The 19,130-nt window shown below is 52.4% G+C and carries 16 protein-coding genes; 7 read left to right on the top strand and 9 right to left on the bottom strand.

Annotated features, from left to right (window positions below):
* Window positions 1-14 precede the first annotated feature (14 nt).
* Complete coding sequence (gene ompX, locus BEG40_RS08455; RefSeq protein ID WP_010351215.1) at window positions 15-530, top strand: outer membrane protein OmpX; 516 nt, start codon at window positions 15-17, stop codon at window positions 528-530.
* 49 nt (window positions 531-579) lie between these two features.
* Here the strand turns inward: ompX and opgE are convergent, their stop codons facing one another.
* Both opgE and mntS read right to left on the bottom strand, forming a co-directional pair.
* Window positions 580-2,163, bottom strand: coding sequence for a phosphoethanolamine transferase (opgE, locus tag BEG40_RS08450; RefSeq protein WP_105285227.1), 1,584 nt, complete (start codon window positions 2,161-2,163; stop codon window positions 580-582).
* 271 nt (window positions 2,164-2,434) lie between these two features.
* A complete protein-coding gene (gene mntS / locus BEG40_RS08445; RefSeq protein ID WP_001001761.1) occupies window positions 2,435-2,563 on the bottom strand; it encodes a manganase accumulation protein MntS in 129 nt (42 codons plus the stop codon).
* Between the two features lie 185 nt (window positions 2,564-2,748).
* Here mntS and mntR point away from each other — a divergent pair, with 185 nt between their 5' ends.
* Window positions 2,749-3,216 (top strand): manganese-binding transcriptional regulator MntR, encoded by a 468-nt coding sequence (gene mntR / locus BEG40_RS08440; protein ID WP_096961723.1) that lies wholly within the window; start codon window positions 2,749-2,751, stop codon window positions 3,214-3,216.
* Entirely contained in the window at window positions 3,213-4,331 is a 1,119-nt protein-coding gene (locus tag BEG40_RS08435) for an anion transporter (protein ID WP_000056428.1), read from the top strand. The genes mntR and BEG40_RS08435 overlap by 4 nt, the downstream gene beginning before the upstream one ends.
* 233 nt (window positions 4,332-4,564) lie before the next feature.
* Here BEG40_RS08435 and ldtB read toward each other — a convergent pair whose 3' ends face one another.
* Complete coding sequence (gene ldtB, locus BEG40_RS08425; protein ID WP_001056379.1) at window positions 4,565-5,485, bottom strand: L,D-transpeptidase; 921 nt, start codon at window positions 5,483-5,485, stop codon at window positions 4,565-4,567.
* Between the two features lie 218 nt (window positions 5,486-5,703).
* Between ldtB and BEG40_RS08420 the strand changes: the two genes are divergently transcribed.
* Window positions 5,704-7,296 (top strand): ABC-F family ATPase, encoded by a 1,593-nt coding sequence (locus BEG40_RS08420; protein WP_000961452.1) that lies wholly within the window; start codon window positions 5,704-5,706, stop codon window positions 7,294-7,296.
* A 228-nt stretch (window positions 7,297-7,524) separates the two neighbouring features.
* On the opposite strand, the gene BEG40_RS08415 is transcribed toward BEG40_RS08420, so the two are convergent.
* The 4 genes from BEG40_RS08415 to BEG40_RS08400 form a co-directional block, all read right to left on the bottom strand.
* A complete protein-coding gene (locus tag BEG40_RS08415) occupies window positions 7,525-8,784 on the bottom strand; it encodes a DUF1479 domain-containing protein (protein WP_105285225.1) in 1,260 nt (419 codons plus the stop codon).
* Between the two features lie 151 nt (window positions 8,785-8,935).
* Window positions 8,936-9,751 carry a sugar-phosphatase YbiV gene (gene ybiV, locus BEG40_RS08410; RefSeq protein WP_105285224.1) on the bottom strand — a complete coding sequence of 272 codons (816 nt, stop codon included), beginning with the start codon at window positions 9,749-9,751 and terminating at the stop codon, window positions 8,936-8,938.
* A gap of 140 nt (window positions 9,752-9,891) precedes the next feature.
* Complete coding sequence (locus BEG40_RS08405) at window positions 9,892-12,324, bottom strand: glycyl radical protein (protein ID WP_105285223.1); 2,433 nt, start codon at window positions 12,322-12,324, stop codon at window positions 9,892-9,894.
* A 5-nt stretch (window positions 12,325-12,329) separates the two neighbouring features.
* Window positions 12,330-13,229 carry a glycyl-radical enzyme activating protein gene (locus tag BEG40_RS08400; protein WP_010351157.1) on the bottom strand — a complete coding sequence of 300 codons (900 nt, stop codon included), beginning with the start codon at window positions 13,227-13,229 and terminating at the stop codon, window positions 12,330-12,332.
* A gap of 129 nt (window positions 13,230-13,358) precedes the next feature.
* Between BEG40_RS08400 and fsa the strand changes: the two genes are divergently transcribed.
* Complete coding sequence (fsa, locus tag BEG40_RS08395) at window positions 13,359-14,021, top strand: fructose-6-phosphate aldolase (RefSeq protein ID WP_016159017.1); 663 nt, start codon at window positions 13,359-13,361, stop codon at window positions 14,019-14,021.
* Between the two features lie 87 nt (window positions 14,022-14,108).
* On the opposite strand, the gene moeB is transcribed toward fsa, so the two are convergent.
* Window positions 14,109-14,858, bottom strand: a complete 750-nt coding sequence (gene moeB / locus BEG40_RS08390) for a molybdopterin-synthase adenylyltransferase MoeB (protein WP_000829240.1) — start codon at window positions 14,856-14,858, stop codon at window positions 14,109-14,111.
* Window positions 14,858-16,093 carry a molybdopterin molybdotransferase MoeA gene (gene moeA, locus BEG40_RS08385; protein ID WP_000397376.1) on the bottom strand — a complete coding sequence of 412 codons (1,236 nt, stop codon included), beginning with the start codon at window positions 16,091-16,093 and terminating at the stop codon, window positions 14,858-14,860. The genes moeB and moeA overlap by 1 nt, the downstream gene beginning before the upstream one ends.
* A 201-nt stretch (window positions 16,094-16,294) precedes the next feature.
* Between moeA and iaaA the strand changes: the two genes are divergently transcribed.
* Together iaaA and gsiA are read left to right on the top strand one after the other, a co-directional pair.
* The gene (gene iaaA / locus BEG40_RS08380; RefSeq protein WP_000513750.1) at window positions 16,295-17,260 is read left to right on the top strand and encodes a beta-aspartyl-peptidase; all 966 of its coding nucleotides are present in this window, start codon (window positions 16,295-16,297) and stop codon (window positions 17,258-17,260) included.
* A complete protein-coding gene (gsiA, locus tag BEG40_RS08375; RefSeq protein ID WP_105285222.1) occupies window positions 17,247-19,118 on the top strand; it encodes a glutathione ABC transporter ATP-binding protein GsiA in 1,872 nt (623 codons plus the stop codon). The genes iaaA and gsiA overlap by 14 nt, the downstream gene beginning before the upstream one ends.
* The last annotated feature ends 12 nt before the right edge of the window (window positions 19,119-19,130 follow it).

Genomic DNA, 19,130 nt, shown 5'->3' with positions numbered 1-19,130 from the left:
CATTTGAGGTGGTTATGAAAAAAATTGCATGTCTTTCAGCACTGGCCGCAGTTCTGGCTTTCACCGCAGGTACTTCCGTAGCTGCTACTTCTACCGTAACTGGTGGTTATGCACAGAGCGACGCTCAGGGCAAAATGAACAAAATGGGCGGTTTCAACCTGAAATACCGCTATGAAGAAGACAACAGCCCGCTGGGTGTGATCGGTTCTTTCACTTACACCGAGAAAAGCCGCACTGCAAGCTCTGGTGACTACAACAAAACCCAGTACTACGGCATCACTGCTGGTCCGGCTTACCGCATTAACGACTGGGCAAGCATCTACGGTGTAGTGGGTGTGGGCTATGGTAAATTCCAGACCACTGAATACCCGATCTACAAACATGACACCAGCGACTACGGCTTCTCCTACGGCGCGGGTCTGCAGTTCAACCCAATCGAAAACGTTGCTCTGGACTTCTCTTACGAGCAGAGCCGTATTCGTAACGTTGACGTAGGCACCTGGATTGCCGGTGTTGGTTACCGCTTCTAATCACTTCGGTGATATAAAAAATCCGCCTCTCGGGGCGGATTTTTTTATCTTAAGATTTGGGATCGAATATATCGGTTCCGAGATGGTTGTAATCCACCTTCTGTAACTGGAAGTTAGTGATGTATATCGGCCCGGCTTTCTTCTCAGAGATAAACGGGTAATTGATGTTGATCTCCTTCGCTTTAATCCCTGTCCATTGAGAGAAAAAACCTAAGAAGTCATTGGCTGAACGGCGGGCTTTAATTATCCGGTGCGCTTTATCGTCGCTGGAAATGACCATAAAAGGCACCTGGAAATTTTGCTGATATTTATCGTCATGAGCCAGATATTGCACTTCTTTACCGCGTTCTTTAAAGGCCAGACCGTGGTCAGAAAAGTAAACCAGCGAGAAACTGCTACCGCTGTTGCGTAACTGGTCATAGAGTTTGCGCAGTAAATCGTCCGTTTGCGTCATGGTGTAGAGATAGCACGACGTCTCTTTCGATTGCACAAAGGTTTCGTATTTGCCTTGTGTCCGGTCGCAGGCCTGCGGATGTGAGCCCATCAGATGTAAAACAATCAGTTGCGGTTGCGAGTGTTCTTGCGCCAGCACCTGAGCGGTCATGTCCAGTAACGCTTCGTCTTTGGTGTTCTTATCTGCTTCAAAATTACCTTCTTTCAGGAAGTGCACTTCATCTGCACGTTTAGCAATGCTGGCGATGGCGGTATCGTACTCACCAATTTGTCCCTGATTGGAAAACCACCAGGTCTGAAAACCTGCGCGGTTGGCAAGGGTGACAAAGTTATCCTGAAATTGTGGCTTGCCATCGACGACGCGGTTAAGCGTTAAGCCAAGCGATTTTTGCGTGGAGCCGCTGGCGGCAATGTAGTCAGCGAAGATCAGACCGTTAACGCTGCTGGCAAACGGGGTGTTGTTCCAGTGACCGCCAAAGGCACCGAGAGCGTCGCGACGTGCGCTTTCACCGATCACCACCACGTAGGTCTGATATTTCGGTTTAACTGCAGTAACCGTCCAGGTATCTTTCATCCCGGAAAGTTTTGCCATCCGCTCTTGCTCTTCAATCACCTCGTTATTGTTGACGATGACATCCTTAGCGAAACGAAATACCGGATAGCCAGTATCCTTCAATTTAAATACGCCGCCCCAGGCCAGGTTTTGCACGGGGGCAACAAAAAAAGTCGCCACGCTGAATACCAGACACAGGCTGTCGAATTTACTCCAGCGCGTTTTTTTACTCTCTTTTTTTCGCCGGACAGCTATCACGCCGAGCGCAAAAATAAATAAGCCGACCAGATAGCTGTACCACGGAAAAATCGTCAGGATTTCAGTCGACTCTTCCATATTGGTGGAGTGCAGGGCCAGCAAGGTATTGAAGTTAGGCGCGCCGTAGGCCTGAGCAAAAGGGAAATAACAGGCTGCCACTAACGAACTGACGCCAACCAGGACTTTTTGCACGCGAGGCAATGTCCGCCATAGCAAAAGCAAAATAGCCGTAAACGCGGCGGTGTAGAGAAAACTGAAGGGATAGCCTAAGCCGAGATTAATTAATAGCGACTGTAAAAAGTAGAACGCAGTCCACGGGCTAAATACCCGGCTACGGGTAACAAGCGATTCTTTGAGGGTTAAATTCATATGCCACTATCGTAACAAACGCCATGTGCTTACCCTGGCGTCAAGGGTCAATACCTGCAAGAGTGCGTGAAGAGGGGAAAGGGGTCCGCATCCGCGAGCCGCAATATACGCAGGGCTGCAAGAAGATAGAGCGAGCCGCCGTTCAGGTCAACTACTGACGAACAAATCTTTTGCGAAGGGGATTGCAAATCCGACAAAAAGTGGGGTTTTTCAGACCAAAACGCGTCGTGCCTGCATAAAAGCAGGAGTGAAGCGGCGTACCGCGACGCCGCTATTTATCGGAAGGTTTATCTTGCTGCGGTTTATTGTTGACCATATCGCACAACATAGAGAGCAGCATTAACCGTACTTTAAAGGGAGAATGACTAAACACGCGCATACACCTCTTGAACTCATTCATAAGACCTCCTGACTTGCTAATCCCGTCGATCCATGAGGGATGATTGCATTACATACAGATATAGCACAGGCTATATTATATAGCTATTGCTAAAACGTTAATTTTTTGTGCCTTCGCAACTCTGGTTTACAATGTGCGCACGAAATGAGAACGCTATATATGTGTCACCATAATGAGGAAGCACAATGAGTCGTCGCGCAGGTACGCCAACAGCAAAAAAAGTGACGCAGTTAGTGAACGTGGAAGAACACGTTGAAGGGTTTCGCCAGGTCAGAGAAGCGCATCGCCGTGAACTTATTGACGATTATGTTGAGCTGATATCTGACCTGATAAGAGAAGTGGGGGAAGCCCGTCAGGTGGACATGGCTGCTCGTCTGGGCGTTTCGCAACCGACGGTGGCTAAAATGCTTAAGCGGCTGGCAACCATGGGACTGATTGAAATGATCCCGTGGCGTGGCGTGTTTTTAACGGTGGAAGGGGAGAAGCTGGCGCAGGAAAGCCGCGAGCGCCATCAGATAGTCGAAAATTTCTTGCTGGTGTTGGGCGTCAGCCCGGAAATTGCCCGTCGTGACGCGGAGGGTATGGAACACCATGTGAGTGAAGAGACGCTGGACGCCTTTCGTTTGTTTACCCAGAAACACGGTGCCAAATGAGCCTGCCTTTTTTACGCACGCTGCAAGGCGATCGCTTTTTTCAGTTATTAATTCTCGTTGGTATCGGATTAAGTTTTTTTGTTCCCTTTGCGCCGAAATCCTGGCCTGCTGCTATCGACTGGCACACCATCATTACTTTAAGTGGCCTGATGCTGCTGACCAAAGGTGTTGAATTAAGCGGTTATTTTGATGTGCTGGGGCGCAAAATGGTGCGCCGTTTTGCTACTGAGCGTCGGCTGGCGATGTTTATGGTACTGGCGGCGGCGCTGCTTTCTACCTTTCTGACCAACGATGTCGCGCTGTTTATTGTTGTCCCGCTGACCATCACGCTGAAAAGACTGTGTGAGATCCCGGTTAATCGGCTGATTATTTTTGAGGCGCTGGCAGTGAATGCCGGATCGCTGCTGACGCCGATTGGTAATCCGCAAAATATCCTTATCTGGGGACGTTCGGGTCTTTCGTTTGCCGGTTTTATTGCACAGATGGCACCGCTGGCTGGTGCGATGATGCTGACATTGCTGCTGCTGTGCTGGTGTTGTTTTCCTGGAAAGGCGCTGCAATATCATACGGGGACGCAAACGCCGGAGTGGAAACCACGGCTGGTGTGGAGTTGTCTGGGGCTGTATATCGTCTTCCTTACGGCGCTGGAGTTGAAACAAGAGCTGTGGGGGCTGGTGATTGTGGCGGCGGGCTTTGCGCTGCTGGCACGTCGCGTGGTGCTCAGTGTGGACTGGACGTTGCTGCTGGTGTTTATGGCGATGTTTATTGACGTCCATTTACTGACCCAGCTTCCGGCGTTGCAAGGCGTGTTGAGTAACGTGAGTCATTTATCCGAACCCGGATTATGGTTAACGGCGATTGGTTTATCGCAGGTGATCAGTAACGTGCCGAGTACTATTTTGCTGCTGAACTATGTGCCGCCGTCGTTGCTGCTGGCATGGGCGGTTAACGTAGGTGGTTTTGGCTTGTTACCGGGATCGCTGGCAAATTTGATTGCGCTACGGATGGCGAACGATCGTCGTATCTGGTGGCGTTTCCATCTTTATTCGATACCAATGCTGTTGTGGGCGGCGCTGGTAGGATACGTTTTGTTAGTTATGCTCCCGGCAGTGTAAGAGCTGGCAAATAAAAAAGGCGGATTATGAGTCTGCCTCTGATTGTTGGTAATGTGCGCTTTGTTCATGCCGGATGCGGCGTAAACGCCTTATCCGGCCTACAAAATCTTGCGGATTCAATATATTGCAGGTTCCGCGTAGGCCTGATAAGCGTAGCGCATCAGGCAATTATGTATTGCCATCAGCAGTCTAAGGCGGATTATGAGTCCGCCTTGCGCTTTAAGTTTTAAAGATTAATTCAGACGAACCGGCATCCCGGAACGGTTTTGAATAGCCTGATCCAGAACAGCCTGGTCAACATCTGGCTGACCGGTCACTGTCTGCACGCTCTTGGTTAGCGTAATCGGCACAATTTCCTGACCTTCAAACTGGGCTTCGGTCGTAGACAGCGGATTATGGACTTCAATATAACGGCTGCCGTCCGGCTCGGTGGTCGCTTTTACCGGCTCATCAATAAACTGTACGCGAGTACCGACCGGCACTTTCTCGAACAGGAATTTGATGTCTTCGTTACGCAGACGCACACAACCGTGGCTTACGCGCAGGCCGATACCAAAGTTGGCGTTGGTGCCGTGGATAGCGTACAGGCGACCGATATACAGTGCATACAGTCCCATCGGGTTATCCGGGCCAGCCGGAACGACAGCCGGAAGCGGTTCGCCCGCAGCGCGGTATTCTGCATGCATTTTAGCGGTCGGCGTCCAGGTCGGGCCTGCTTTCTTACGCTCTACTTTGGTGGTCCAGTTGATAGGCGTGTCTTTACCTAACTGACCAATGCCGATCGGCAGTACGATAACGGTGTTAGTCCCTTTCGGATAGTAATACAGACGCATCTCTGCGCTGTTAATCACAATGCCTTCATGAACAGTGTCCGGCAGGATCAGTTGCTGCGGGATGTTCAGTACGGTGCCGCCTTTCGGCAGGAAGGTATCCACACCAGGGTTCGCTTCCATCATATTGGAAAGCCCCATCTGATACTCAGCCGCAAAGTACTCCAGCGGCTGAGTGTTACCTTCAGGGATAGTGATCACCTGATTCTGACCAACCAGGCGACTCCCGTCGGTTGGCAGAGGATAAGTTACCGCTGAAGCGGTACTGCAAAAGCCGACAACAGCGAAGGCCGCTGCGAATAACGTTTTCAATTTCATATTCATGTTAAGCGAGATTTCGTGCCTGGCAGGCCATTAGGTTGAGAATATTAGAGTATTGGAAGCGCATTATATGTTCATTCCAGCTAACAGTGAAATCAGATGTGTACGAAATCACATTTTTTGCCTTTGGGAAGAGTGTAGACCTTAAGCGGGGGACGGGATCTTCTTTCAGATTTATGGCATAATGCGCGGTTTGTCATATCTCTTTTCAGGATACGCCTGTGTTAGTTTCCAGTAACGTCACCATGCAGTTCGGCAGTAAGCCGTTGTTTGAAAACATTTCCGTCAAATTTGGCGGCGGCAACCGTTACGGCCTGATTGGCGCGAACGGTAGTGGTAAATCCACCTTTATGAAGATTCTCGGCGGCGACTTAGAGCCGACGCTGGGTAACGTTTCCCTCGATCCCAACGAGCGCATTGGTAAACTGCGCCAGGATCAATTTGCCTTTGAAGAGTTCACCGTGCTGGATACGGTGATCATGGGGCATAAAGAGTTGTGGGAAGTGAAGCAGGAGCGCGACCGCATCTATGCTTTGCCGGAAATGAGCGAAGAAGATGGCTATAAAGTTGCCGATCTGGAAGTGAAATACGGCGAAATGGACGGTTACTCTGCGGAAGCGCGCGCCGGTGAGTTATTGCTTGGCGTGGGAATTCCAGTGGAACAACACTACGGCCCGATGAGTGAAGTTGCTCCCGGCTGGAAGCTGCGTGTGCTGCTGGCGCAGGCGCTGTTTGCTGATCCGGACATTCTTCTGCTCGACGAACCAACCAACAACCTCGACATCGATACCATTCGCTGGCTGGAGCAGGTGCTGAACGAGCGTGACAGTACCATGATTATCATCTCGCACGACCGTCACTTCCTGAACATGGTTTGTACCCACATGGCGGATCTGGATTACGGCGAACTGCGCGTTTATCCGGGCAACTACGATGAGTACATGACGGCGGCGACTCAGGCACGCGAACGTCTGCTGGCTGATAACGCCAAGAAGAAAGCGCAGATTGCCGAGCTGCAATCTTTCGTTAGCCGCTTTAGCGCCAACGCCTCTAAATCTCGTCAGGCAACTTCGCGTGCGCGTCAGATTGATAAAATCAAACTGGAAGAGGTGAAAGCCTCCAGCCGTCAGAACCCGTTCATCCGTTTTGAGCAGGATAAGAAACTGTTCCGTAACGCGCTGGAAGTGGAAGGGCTGACCAAAGGGTTTGATAACGGTCCGCTGTTTAAAAATCTCAACCTGCTGCTGGAAGTTGGTGAAAAACTGGCGGTGCTCGGCACCAACGGCGTCGGTAAATCGACCTTGCTGAAAACGCTGGTGGGTGATCTGGAACCGGATAGTGGCACCGTAAAATGGTCAGAGAACGCGCGCATTGGTTACTACGCGCAGGATCACGAATATGAGTTCGATAATGACCTGACCGTGTTTGAATGGATGAGCCAGTGGAAGCAGGAAGGCGATGACGAGCAGGCGGTGCGCAGCATTCTCGGTCGCTTATTGTTCAGTCAGGATGACATCAAAAAGCCTGCCAAAGTGCTTTCCGGTGGTGAAAAAGGCCGTATGTTGTTTGGTAAGTTAATGATGCAGAAACCGAACATTCTGATCATGGACGAACCGACCAACCACCTGGATATGGAATCCATCGAGTCACTGAACATGGCGCTGGAACTGTATCAGGGCACGCTGATCTTTGTTTCACACGACCGTGAGTTCGTAAGCTCCCTGGCGACCCGCATTCTGGAAATCACGCCGGAACGCGTGATTGACTTTAGCGGTAATTACGAAGATTACCTGCGTAGTAAAGGAATCGAGTAAGTTATAGTCAGTAGCCCTGGTTATGTCAGGGCTACTGATGACAAATACAAGATTGCTATCAGGCCTACGTAGACCCTGCAATATATTGAATCTGAAGGGCTTTGTAGGCCGGATAAGGCGTTAACGCCGCATCCGGCATGAACAAAGGGCACTTTGTCAGCAATCTGAGCAACATCGAACCTACTTTCTTAACCTCACATCAATTCACTTCCACTAATCCATCACTTCTCAAACATCCATGCCCAGCGCGCGTTTACCGTGAACGTTCAGATCCTCCAGCGTAAAACGACCTTGCCAGTTTGTTTCATAATCTTCCCGTGGGAAATCCCCTGGCGAGATGCCTTTTTCCAGTGCCTCTTTGACCTTGTGCGCATAAGCCCGGTTCTTCTCGCACATCGGCGCGGCAGGAATATACATCACGTTCCCCCAGCCCTGTTGATTGTCTACCGGTGCGACACAGTGGATCACATCGCAGTGCCACCAGACAGAATCCCCCGCTGTTATTGCCGGAATTGACGTTAGTGCTTTCATCAATAAGGGGTGCCATTTTTCAGAAACAGGCAGAACTTTACCAGGCGCGACTCCGCACAGCTCGTCGTCCGGCACGTCATCCAACAGCGGGCGTAATAAAACATACGCCATCGCTTCCGGGATCGGCACCACATGCAACAACCCCTGGCCTGGTAACATATCGGAAAGTGCCGTCCAGCCCTGGAACGTGCGGAACACTGAACATTTGGTAGTGTTATCGACGGTGTATTCTTCTACATCGGTACGGTGTGCGGCATCCCACGGATCGTAATCATCAAAATTACCGTTGAAAACATGGGCAAAAACGCGCTGATAAGCGGGTAATAACCAGCGTTCCAGCGCGCCAGAATCAGTGTGTGCGCCCAGACCTTTGGACGTCGTGCCCGGTGGGCGACGGCGGATCCTGTCTGGATAGATTACGCTGACATCGGGATCAAACCATTGTTTGCCGTTGCTTTCAGACTTCCACAGGCGGTTAAGGAAAGATTGCACCGCAGCCATATTGTCGCTCTGCCGCGCCTGCATCTGTGCCTGTGACCAGTAAATGGGATAGATTTCGGGGCGAGACGCCTCCAGCGAGCCGAAAAAGCTGTCACCGGGACCTTTATAAACATCATCAAAGTGATTGGCATCAAGGTAGTTGAGCATTGCGCGATCCCACGCCAGCGCCTGCTCGCGGGGGAAATGGCCTTTTATTACCGCGCAGCCGCGACGTTTTATCTCATTGCGCGTGGCTTCACTCACTGTACCTGCTGCAATGTCGCTATAAGGAACTTCCGGCCAAACCGGCAGTCCTTGCGCTTTCAGTGCGTCTATTTCTGCTACACGCGCTTCGATTTTTGCAGAGAGTTTATCGAAGACCTGTTGTACATCGCCGATCTGTTGCCGCAGCTCCGTTTTCATCTCACGGATAGCCGTTTTCGCATCTGTTGGCAGCGTCTCATGGGTAAAAGTCATATCAACCTCACAACTTTCGTTCGAAAGTAAAAGTGATTGCGATTGATACTTTAAGTTAAAAATAAGTTAACGCAAGATGAAAATCTTGAGTTAGGGCACAAAGTGAGCAAAAAAGAGAGATGCCGGAGCGGTCACTCCGGCCGGGAGAAGATTACTTATTGAAAGGAGTGGTGCTATCCAGCACCGCCTGAATCACATTCAGCGCGCCTTCATGATTATTATCATCGGTAGCGTAACGGGCGATTTGTTTAATGTTTTCCGCAGCATTGCCCATTGCAAAGGAATAATGTGCCATTTTAAGCATCTCTGCGTCGTTACCGCTGTCGCCAATCGCTACCACATTTTGCGGCGACAGATCCCAGCGTTTTAACAACCGCGAAATACCATTTGCTTTATGCAGGCCGGGAATAATCAGGTCGATAAAACCCGCGCCACTGGTGACAGGTTTCATAATGCCATCGAGCGCAACGTGCAGTTTGTCGACAACCAGCGGGATTTGTTCATCCGGCAGGTTGAGCGAAAACTTGAAAAGCACGTCATCAATCTCTTGGTAATCCTTCACAGGTTTCAGTCGATGGTAGTGTTTTTCCATCAGTGCGACGAATGCTTCCGGCGCATTTTCACTGATGTATGCGCTTTGCAGACCACAGGCGACAAAATTGAGTTGTTTATCTTTCAGCAGTTCACCAATGACAATTCTGGATTCATGCCGGGTCAGTTCACCGTGGAACAACTGCTTGCCATGTTCGTAGACCAGTGCGCCATTTTCCGCGACAAAAGAGATTTCATCTTTTAGCTCAGGAAAGAAGGAAATAAGCTGGTAATACTGGTTACCACTGGCGACAACGAACTCAATATCGCGCTTTTTCAGTTCCTGATACTGCGCCATAAAACGTGACTGGTTGTACATTTTGGCGTCGTTAAGAAAAGTACCGTCCATATCGCAAACGATAACTTTTACAGTCATAAAAGTGCTCCCGGCAATGAATGCAAACGCCACAGTGTAATGACAATGTGATGCGGAGCACAAACTAATTTCGAATGAAAGCGAGAGTAAAATTGATTTCGTGAATGTTTTAGCCCGGCGGCGACGCCGGGCTGAGGGGATTACAGCATGTGTTCGGTGCGGGCGATGATATCGTCCTGTGCGTCAGGAGAGAGCGCGGTGAAGAAGGCGGAATAGCCCGCGACACGCACCACCAGATCGCGGTATTGATCGGGATGTTTTTTCGCTTCCAGCAATGTTTCTCGGGAAACAATGTTGTACTGAATATGCCAGCCTTTATGCACTTCGAAGAAGGTACGCAGCAGGATCATCAGTTTCTGCTTGTCAGATTCGTTCTCCAGCGTCGCCGGGTTCAGTTTCTGGTTGAGCAACACACCGCCGAGAATCGACGCCGTAGGCAGTTTACCCACCGAGCCAATGACCGCAGTAGGGCCGAGATGGTCAGTACCGGAGGCCGGGCTTGCGCCTTCTGCCAGCGGGGTATGCGCTTTACGTCCGTCCGGCGTTGCCATCGTCTGCGCGCCAAACGGTACGTTGGCGGAAATAGATGATGTACCTGCGTAATAGTTGCCGCCAACCGGACCACGACCGTAGCGCGGGTTGTGGTACTGCTTCAGTTCGTCGATATAGGTCTGATAGGCGCGAGCCAGCAGCGTATCGACGCTATCATCATCGTTGCCATACTTCGGCGCGCCGTTAATCAGACGCTGACGCAGTTGCTCGTGAGTCAGACCTTCGAAGTCTTCCGCCAGTGCGGCAGCCAGTTGTTGCTGACCAATCGCGCCCTGTTCAAATACCAGTTTTTTCACTGCCGCCAGGCTGTTGCCGAGGTTGGCAATACCAACCTGCAAGCCGGAAACCCAGTCATATTTCGCGCCGCCTTGCTTGATACTTTTCGCTCGCTCAATGCAGTCATCCACCAGCGCCGAGCAGAGAATATCGTGCACGTTCTCTTCCAGCATGGTGTCGACGACATATTCGATTTCGATTGATTTGCGGGTGTAGTAACGGATTTGCGTATCCCACGCGTCCATTACTTCATCGAAGTTGTTGAAGTTACCCGCTGACAACGCTTTTTCTTGTGGCAGGAACACTTTGCCACTAGTGGCATCACGACCGCCTTCCAGCGCCGCCAGCATCACGCGGGCGAAGTTGATAAAGCTCATGCCGGTGCAGCGATAGCCCCATTTACCGCCGACGGCGGTTTCGATACAACCAATCGCTGCGTAATCGTAAGCGTCCTGCGGTTCAATACCGAGTTTGATAAATTCCGGGATCACGATTTCGTCGTTGTTGAACGCGGGCATCCCGAAGCCGCAGCGGATCACCTGTACACAGGCATCGAGGAAATCGTTACTCATTCCTGCATGGTAGCGCACGCTGAGGTTAGGCTGAGTGGAGCGCAGACGACCGCAGGATTCAAGGATCGCGTAAGAGAGCGGATTCACTGCGTCCATCGGCTGACCATCAACCAGATTTTGCCCGCCAATGGTGACGTTCTGATACAGCGGACTTCCCGCAGAGGCTTTCGAGTGCGAGCCGGAGCGGATCTTGTTTACTTCCAGCAGTTTCAGCCAGCAGCTATGCAGCATCTCGATGGCATGTTCGCGATCCAGCGTCTGGTTGAGTTCAACGTCGCGGCGATAGTACGGATAGAGATACTGGTCCATACGACCAAACGAAACCGAGTGACCGTTAGATTCAATCTGCAAAATCAACTGGATGAAGTAGCACAGTTGCAGCGCCTGCCAGAAAGTTTGCGGCGGCTGGTGGGCGATAAGATCGCAGTTTTCTGCTATCGCCAGCAGTTCATCACGACGGCTTTCGCGAGTTTCGGTGGCTGCCATTTCACGCGCCAGAGCAGCGAAACGTTCAATATGTTCACTGACTGCCACCAGCACGATATCAATGGCTTTCAGGAACTGCTCGCCGTGCAGATCTTCCAGTACCGTCAGGTTGATACGCGAGCGACGCTCCGCCACTTTCTCGCGCAGACCATCAAGCCCTTTTTCCAGCAGCAGCGGGAAATTCACCGCCAGGTGCGCATCGCCGGAGGTCATATTGCCTTCTGCTTTAATGATACCGGTCGCCAGCAGGCCTTTTTGCTCATCGGTAAACATGCCGTAGCAGCGATCCTGTACCGTCTGACCGCGCCACCACGGGCACACTTCATGCAGAACGCGTTTGTTCTCTTCGCTCACCGCAAAACCAGCACCCGGACGATCCGCCAGATCATCAATCTCTTTTTCGATCCAGGAGACGGTATATTCCGGGAAGATCGGCGCGGCACGAACTTCGCTTGCCTGGTTGCCGATGATCAACTCATTGTGTTTGATCCAGATGGTGCGATTCGCCAGGTGATGTGCCAGTGCCAGTGCGCGACGTACCGGGATCGGCTTATCGAGATGTTGTTGATACATCTCGGTATAGTGCTGTGCGCGCTCGGTACAAACCGGCGGTTTCACAATATGCACCAGCGCATTTTTGTGCGCTTTAATGCGGTCGCTGAGCGTGTCCAGTTTCAGTGTTGTCATGGTTGTTATCCTCGTAAAGTCGCGGTTAACCCTTTCTGGCAGGCATACTGCTGGGCAAAGTCGAGCAGTTCTGGCGCATCAAGCGGTTTTTCCGGGGCGTCATAGGGCAGATTAAGTAAGTGATATTTGTTGATGCCCAGCGTGTGGTAGGGCAGGAAATGAATTTCGCCAACGTGCAGCTCGTCGGCGGCAAAATCGGTAATGGCTTTCACAGAGGTTTCATCGGCATTAAAGCCCTGAATCAGCGGCACGCGAATGATGATTTTTTTGCCCGCTGCGGCGAGTTTTTTCAGGTTATCCAGCACTCTGGCGGCGTTACCGTCGGTCCACTGTTTAAACGGCGCGTCGGCGACGTGTTTTAAATCGGCAAGAAACAGATCGATATAGGGCAGAGAAGGGGCGATATATTTCCACGGCACATGCAGGCAGGTTTCTACCGCAGTATGAATGCCGGCCTCGTGGCTGGCTTGCAGTAGCGCCATCGCCATTTCCGGCTGCATAAACGGTTCACCGCCAGAAAGCGTTAATCCGCCGCCGCTGCGATCGTAAAACGGTTTATCGCGCAGAACGGTCGCCATGATCTCCTCAACGCTTTTCACTTCGCCGCACACGGTTAACGCCTGTGTCGGGCAGCAGTCGGTTAACGCCGTCAGATGTTCAGGGGTTAACTTTTCCCGATGGATAAGCAGGCCATTCAGCGTGCGCTCAATCACTTCCGGGGCGGCTTTAGCACACAGCTCGCAGCCCTCCAGGCACAGACGCGCGTCATACAGCAGATCCTGCGTGCGGGCGCGGCTTTCTGGGTTCTGACACCAGCGGCAACCCAGCGAGCAACCTTTCAGAAAAACCACTGTGCGAATGCCGGGACCGTCGTGGGTCGAGTAGCGTTGAATATTGAAGATCATAGATGCCTCTCTGTTTCGTTCAAACATTAAATTACTTTCGAATGAAAGTTATGTTGATGTGCGTCAACTGTTCAGAGAGTTTTCTCGTGGTAGTCTGGTTTCAGACAAAAGTACATTTTGAGGATGGTTATGGAACTGTATCTGGATACTTCAGACGTTGCTGCAGTGAAGGCGCTGGCGCGCGTTTTTCCGCTGGCGGGTGTGACCACTAACCCAAGCATTATCGCTGCGGGTAAAAAAACGCTGGACGTTGTGCTTCCGGAACTTCATGAAGCGATGGGCGGTCAGGGGCGTTTGTTTGCGCAGGTAATGGCTACCACTGCTGAAGGCATGGTGAACGATGCACGCAAACTGCGTTCTATCATTGCGGATATCGTGGTGAAAGTACCGGTGACCGCCGAGGGGCTGGCAGCTATCAAAATGTTAAAAGCGGAAGGGATCCCGACGCTGGGCACGGCGGTGTATGGCGCAGCACAAGGGCTGTTGTCGGCGCTGGCGGGCGCGGAATATGTTGCGCCTTACGTCAACCGTATTGATGCTCAGGGGGGGAGCGGTATTCAAACCGTGACCGATTTGCATCAGTTACTGAAAATGCATGCGCCACAGGCGAAAGTGTTAGCCGCGAGTTTCAAAACCCCGCGTCAGGCGCTGGACTGCTTACTGGCAGGATGTGAATCAATCACCCTGCCGCTGGATGTGGCGCAGCAGATGATTAGCTATCCGGCGGTTGATGCTGCCGTGGCGAAGTTTGAGCAGGACTGGCAGGGCGCGTTTGGCAGAACGTCGATTTAACAGGATGTTCTGCATCCTCATAAATTGCTTATGACGTGGCGGAGTGCACCGATGCCTGCCGCGTCTTATCAGGCCTGGAGGCGACAATTACTGCCCGCAAACCTCACATCCCGCATTGCGCATCAGTTTCATTTCGCGGAACTGACAGGTCATCGCATCGTACATCACGATTTTTCCGCTGGCAGGTTTGCCATAACCTGCCAGCAGTTTGATCGCTTCCATTGCCTGCAACGAACCAATTACGCCAATCAACGGCGCCATCACACCTGCTTCCACGCAGGTTAGCGCGTTCTCGCCAAACAAACGGCTAAGGCAGCGGTAGCAAGGCTCGCCGTCCTGATAAGTAAAGACCGTGATTTGACCTTCCATACGAATTGCTGCTCCGGAAACCAGCGGCACCTTTGCGGCAAAACAGCCAGCGTTCAGTTGATTACGTACCGCTACGTTATCCGTACAGTCGAGCACCAGATCGTGTTTAGCAATCAAAGCAGCAAGCTCAGCGTCATCAAGCAACGCATTCACCGGCGTAATCGAGATATGGGGATTGATCCGTGCCAGGGCGTCATGAGCAGATTCAACCTTCGGTTGCCCGACCGTAGCGTCACTGTGTAGCGTCTGGCGTTGCAGATTCGAGAGCGAGACAGTGTCGAAGTCGAGCAGCGTCAGGTTACCTACACCGGCGCTTGCCAGATACTGCGAGGCTGCGCAGCCGAGTCCACCAAGGCCGACGACCAGCACGCGAGAATCTTTTAACGCTTCCTGACCGTCAAAATCAAAACCACGCAGGATGATTTGCCGGTTGTAGCGCAGCATCTCCTGATCGCTGAGTTCCGCCATTACAGGCCTCCGAATAACGCGTTAAATGGCTCGACTTCCACCCATTCGCCCACTTCCACATTGCCGCGATCGCGTTCCAGCACGATAAAACAGTTGCCGAGGCTAAAGGAGCTAAATATATGTGAGCCCTGATGCCCGGTAGTGGTGACTTCCAGTTCGCCGTTGGCATTGCGTTGCAGCACACCACGCTGGAAATCAAGACGACCAGGCGTTTTCTTGAGGCGAGAAGCCGTGCGTACGCGCTGACGCGCGGGCAGGCCGCTGGCGGTGTTGCCGCTTAATTTTGCCAGTAACGGTTGTACCAGTTGGTAGAAGGTTAGCGTTGCTGAAACTGGATTACCCGGCAGGCCGCAGAACCAGCTATTGCCGAGTTTACCGAACGCGAACGGTTTACCCGGTTTAATCGCCAGCTTCCAGAAGGCAATTTCACCCAGCTCTTCGAGAATGGTTTTGGTGTAATCTGCTTCACCAACCGAAACACCGCCAGAACTGATCACTACATCCGCCTGACTGTCGGCTTCAATAAATGCTGTGCGCAAGGCGTGGGGATCGTCGCGGATAATCCCTAAGTTGATCACCTCGCAACCCAGTTGTTCTAACATCAGGTGTACGGCGAGACGGTTGGTATCGTAGATTTGACCGTCGCCCAGTGGCTGACCTGGCAACTGGAGTTCATCACCGGTGGAAAACAGCGCCACACGCACTTTGCGAATCACCGGAACTTCGGCAATTCCCAGCGAAGCAATCACCGGCAGCTCTGCGGTAGTCAGGCGAGTACCCGCCGGGAAAACAACCGCACCCGCAGAGATATCTTCACCGCGACGACGAATATTTTGCCCGCTACGCACTTCAGCGGTAAAACGCACTCCTGCGTCTGTTTGTTCGGTCTGTTCCTGCATCACCACCGCTTCGCAGCCTTCCGGCACCGGAGCACCGGTCATAATGCGAATACAGGTGCCCGCAGGCCATTCACCATGATACGGCTGACCGGCAAACGATTTGCCAGCAACAGAAAGCGGTTGCCCGGAGGCGATATCGGCTAAGCGAACCGCGTAGCCGTCCATTGCCGAGTTATCAAATCCAGGGACATCGAGCGGCGAAACCACATCGCTCGCCAGAATACGACCAAAACACTGAACCAGTGGCAGCGTTTCCTGGGCAGTCAAAGGGGTAACGCGAGAAAGCATCTCATTAAGCGCGGTGTCGAGCGACATCAAACCGGTGGTAAATTCCATGAAAACACTCCTGCGGGGCAAAATCGAATCCGCCTATTATGTCAGAAAAACGCCACGGACTGTATGCCACCTCGGTCGTAGAGCGGGCTCCTGCCTTTACATGCCATATACATCTTTCTATATTCAAAAATTGAATGAATAATTCATAAAAATTCTGATATTTATAGCAAAGTGGCGAGCCACCCTTAATGGACGAATACTATGGGCAAAGCAGTCATTGCAATTCACGGCGGCGCAGGCGCAATTAGCCGCGCACAGATGAGTCTGCAACAGGAATTACGCTACATTGAGGCACTGTCAGCCATTGTCGAAACCGGACAGAAAATGCTCGAAGCGGGCGCAAGTGCGCTGGATGCAGTGACGGAAGCCGTGCGCTTGCTGGAAGAGTGTCCACTGTTTAACGCCGGAACTGGCGCTGTCTTTACGCGTGATGAAACCCATGAGCTCGACGCCTGCGTGATGGATGGCAACACCCTGAAAGCCGGTGCTGTGGCGGGCGTCAGTCATCTGCGTAATCCGGTTCTTGCCGCCCGTCTGGTGATGGAACAAAGCCCGCATGTGATGATGATAGGTGAGGGCGCAGAAAATTTTGCTTTTGCTCATGGCATGGAGCGCGTCTCGCCGGAGATTTTCTCCACGCCTTTGCGTTATGAACAATTGCTGGCAGCGCGTGAGGAAGGGGAAACGCTCCTTGACCATAGTGGCGCACCGCTGGATGAAAAACAGAAAATGGGCACTGTGGGAGCCGTGGCGTTGGATCTCCATGGCAATCTGGCGGCTGCCACGTCCACGGGGGGAATGACCAATAAATTACCTGGTCGGGTCGGCGACAGCCCGCTGGTTGGCGCCGGATGTTACGCCAATAACGCCAACGTGGCAGTTTCTTGTACCGGCACAGGCGAAGTTTTCATTCGCGCGCTGGCGGCGTATGACATTGCCGCGTTGATGGATTACGGCGGATTAAGCCTCGCACAAGCCTGCGAGCGGGTCGTTATGGAAAAACTCCCTGCGCTTGGCGGCAGTGGCGGTCTAATCGCTATCGATCACGAAGGTAACGTCGCGCTACCTTTTAACACCGAGGGAATGTATCGCGCCTGGGGCTACGCAGGCGATACGCCAACCACCGGTATCTATCGTGAAAAAGGGGACACCGTTGCCACACAGTGATGAGCTTGATGCCGGTGATGTGCTGGCGGTTGATAATCTCAATATTGCCTTTATGCAGGACCAGCAGAAAGTAGCTGCGGTTCGCGGTCTCTCTTTTAGCCTGCGACGTGGCGAGACGCTGGCGATTGTTGGAGAGTCCGGTTCCGGCAAGTCAGTTACAGCACTGGCGCTGATGCGTCTGCTTGAACAGGCGGGCGGCCTGGTGCAGTGCGACAAAATGGTATTGCGGCGCCGCAGTCGTGAGGTGATTGAGCTTAGTGAGCAGAGTTCCCGGCAAATGCAGCATATACGCGGTGCGGATATGGCGATGATTTTCCAGGAGCCAATGACGTCGCTAAATCCGGTATTTACCGTGGGCGAGCAGATTGCCGAGTCTATCCGTCTGCATCAGAACGCCAGTCGTGAAGACGCGATGGCGGAGGCGAAGCGGATGCTGGATCAGGTTCGCATCCCGGAAGCGCAAACCATTCTTTCGCGTTATCCGCATCAACTCTCCGGTGGGATGCGCCAGCGGGTGATGATTGCCATGGCGCTGTCATGTCGCCCGGCGGTGCTGATAGCCGATGAGCCGACGACCGCACTGGACGTCACCATTCAGGCGCAGATCCTGCAATTAATCAAAGTGTTGCAAAAAGAGATGTCGATGGGCGTCATCTTTATCACTCACGACATGGGCGTGGTGGCGGAGATTGCCGATCGGGTACTGGTGATGTATCAGGGCGAGGCGGTGGAAACGGGCAGCGTCGAACAGATTTTTCATGCGCCACAGCATCCTTATACCCGTGCGCTATTGGCTGCTGTTCCGCAACTTGGCGCGATGAGAGGGCAAGATTATCCCCGACGTTTCCCGTTGATATCGCTTGAACATCCGACTAAACAGGAACGCCCTGTCGAGCAGAAAACGGTAGTTGATGGCGAACCTGTTTTACAGGTGCGTAATCTGGTCACCCGTTTCCCTTTGCGTAGTGGGTTGTTGAATCGCGTAACGCAGGAAGTGCACGCCGTTGAAAAGGTTAGTTTTGATCTCTGGCCGGGTGAAACGTTGTCGCTGGTGGGGGAGTCTGGCAGTGGCAAATCCACCACCGGACGGGCGCTGTTGCGCCTGGTTGAAAGCCAGGGCGGCGAAATTATCTTCAACGGTCAGCGAATTGATACTCTGTCACCCGGCAAACTTCAGGCATTGCGCCGCGATATTCAGTTCATTTTTCAGGATCCTTACGCCTCACTGGATCCACGCCAGACGATCGGTGATTCGATTATCGAACCGCTGCGTGTTCATGGGTTATTGCAGGGTAAAGACGCTGCTGCACGCGTTGCGTGGCTACTGGAACGCGTTGGTCTGTTACCCGAACATGCGTGGCGCTACCCGCATGAGTTTTCCGGCGGTCAGCGTCAGCGTATCTGTATTGCCCGTGCGCTGGCGTTGAATCCCAAAGTCATTATTGCCGATGAAGCCGTGTCGGCGCTGGATGTTTCTATTCGCGGGCAGATTATCAACTTGTTGCTCGATCTCCAGCGTGATTTCGGTATTGCATATCTGTTTATCTCCCACGATATGGCGGTCGTGGAGCGGATCAGCCATCGTGTAGCGGTGATGTATCTCGGGCAAATTGTCGAAATAGGCCCCCGACGCGCGATCTTTGAAAATCCGCAGCACCCTTATACGCGTAAATTACTGGCGGCAGTTCCGGTTGCTGAACCATCCCGACTGCGGCCACAGCGCGTACTGCTATCGGACGATCTTCCCAGCAATATTTATCAGCGTGGCGAAGAGGTTGCAGCCGTCTCGTTGCAATGCGTCGGGCCGGGGCATTACGTCGCACAACCACAATCAGAATACGCATTCATGCGTAGATAACATTCAGGCGGA

Origin of the sequence: Escherichia sp. MOD1-EC5495 (assembly GCF_002965965.1) — a bacterium.
GTDB classification, from domain to species: Bacteria; Pseudomonadota; Gammaproteobacteria; order Enterobacterales; family Enterobacteriaceae; genus Escherichia; species Escherichia ruysiae.
This window is presented reverse-complemented; position numbering and strand designations above follow the sequence as displayed.

What these genes read in the sequence shown, in the direction of transcription:
- ompX (WP_010351215.1), top strand. Translation starts at nt 15, where the DNA reads ATGAAAAAAATTGCATGTCTTTCAGCACTGGCCGCAGTTCTGGCTTTC.
- opgE (WP_105285227.1), bottom strand. Translation starts at nt 2,163, where the DNA reads ATGAATTTAACCCTCAAAGAATCGCTTGTTACCCGTAGCCGGGTATTT.
- mntS (WP_001001761.1), bottom strand. Translation starts at nt 2,563, where the DNA reads ATGAATGAGTTCAAGAGGTGTATGCGCGTGTTTAGTCATTCTCCCTTT.
- mntR (WP_096961723.1), top strand. Translation starts at nt 2,749, where the DNA reads ATGAGTCGTCGCGCAGGTACGCCAACAGCAAAAAAAGTGACGCAGTTA.
- BEG40_RS08435 (WP_000056428.1), top strand. Translation starts at nt 3,213, where the DNA reads ATGAGCCTGCCTTTTTTACGCACGCTGCAAGGCGATCGCTTTTTTCAG.
- ldtB (WP_001056379.1), bottom strand. Translation starts at nt 5,485, where the DNA reads ATGAATATGAAATTGAAAACGTTATTCGCAGCGGCCTTCGCTGTTGTC.
- BEG40_RS08415 (WP_105285225.1), bottom strand. Translation starts at nt 8,784, where the DNA reads ATGACTTTTACCCATGAGACGCTGCCAACAGATGCGAAAACGGCTATC.
- ybiV (WP_105285224.1), bottom strand. Translation starts at nt 9,751, where the DNA reads ATGACTGTAAAAGTTATCGTTTGCGATATGGACGGTACTTTTCTTAAC.
- BEG40_RS08405 (WP_105285223.1), bottom strand. Translation starts at nt 12,324, where the DNA reads ATGACAACACTGAAACTGGACACGCTCAGCGACCGCATTAAAGCGCAC.
- BEG40_RS08400 (WP_010351157.1), bottom strand. Translation starts at nt 13,229, where the DNA reads ATGATCTTCAATATTCAACGCTACTCGACCCACGACGGTCCCGGCATT.
- fsa (WP_016159017.1), top strand. Translation starts at nt 13,359, where the DNA reads ATGGAACTGTATCTGGATACTTCAGACGTTGCTGCAGTGAAGGCGCTG.
- moeB (WP_000829240.1), bottom strand. Translation starts at nt 14,858, where the DNA reads ATGGCGGAACTCAGCGATCAGGAGATGCTGCGCTACAACCGGCAAATC.
- moeA (WP_000397376.1), bottom strand. Translation starts at nt 16,093, where the DNA reads ATGGAATTTACCACCGGTTTGATGTCGCTCGACACCGCGCTTAATGAG.
- iaaA (WP_000513750.1), top strand. Translation starts at nt 16,295, where the DNA reads ATGGGCAAAGCAGTCATTGCAATTCACGGCGGCGCAGGCGCAATTAGC.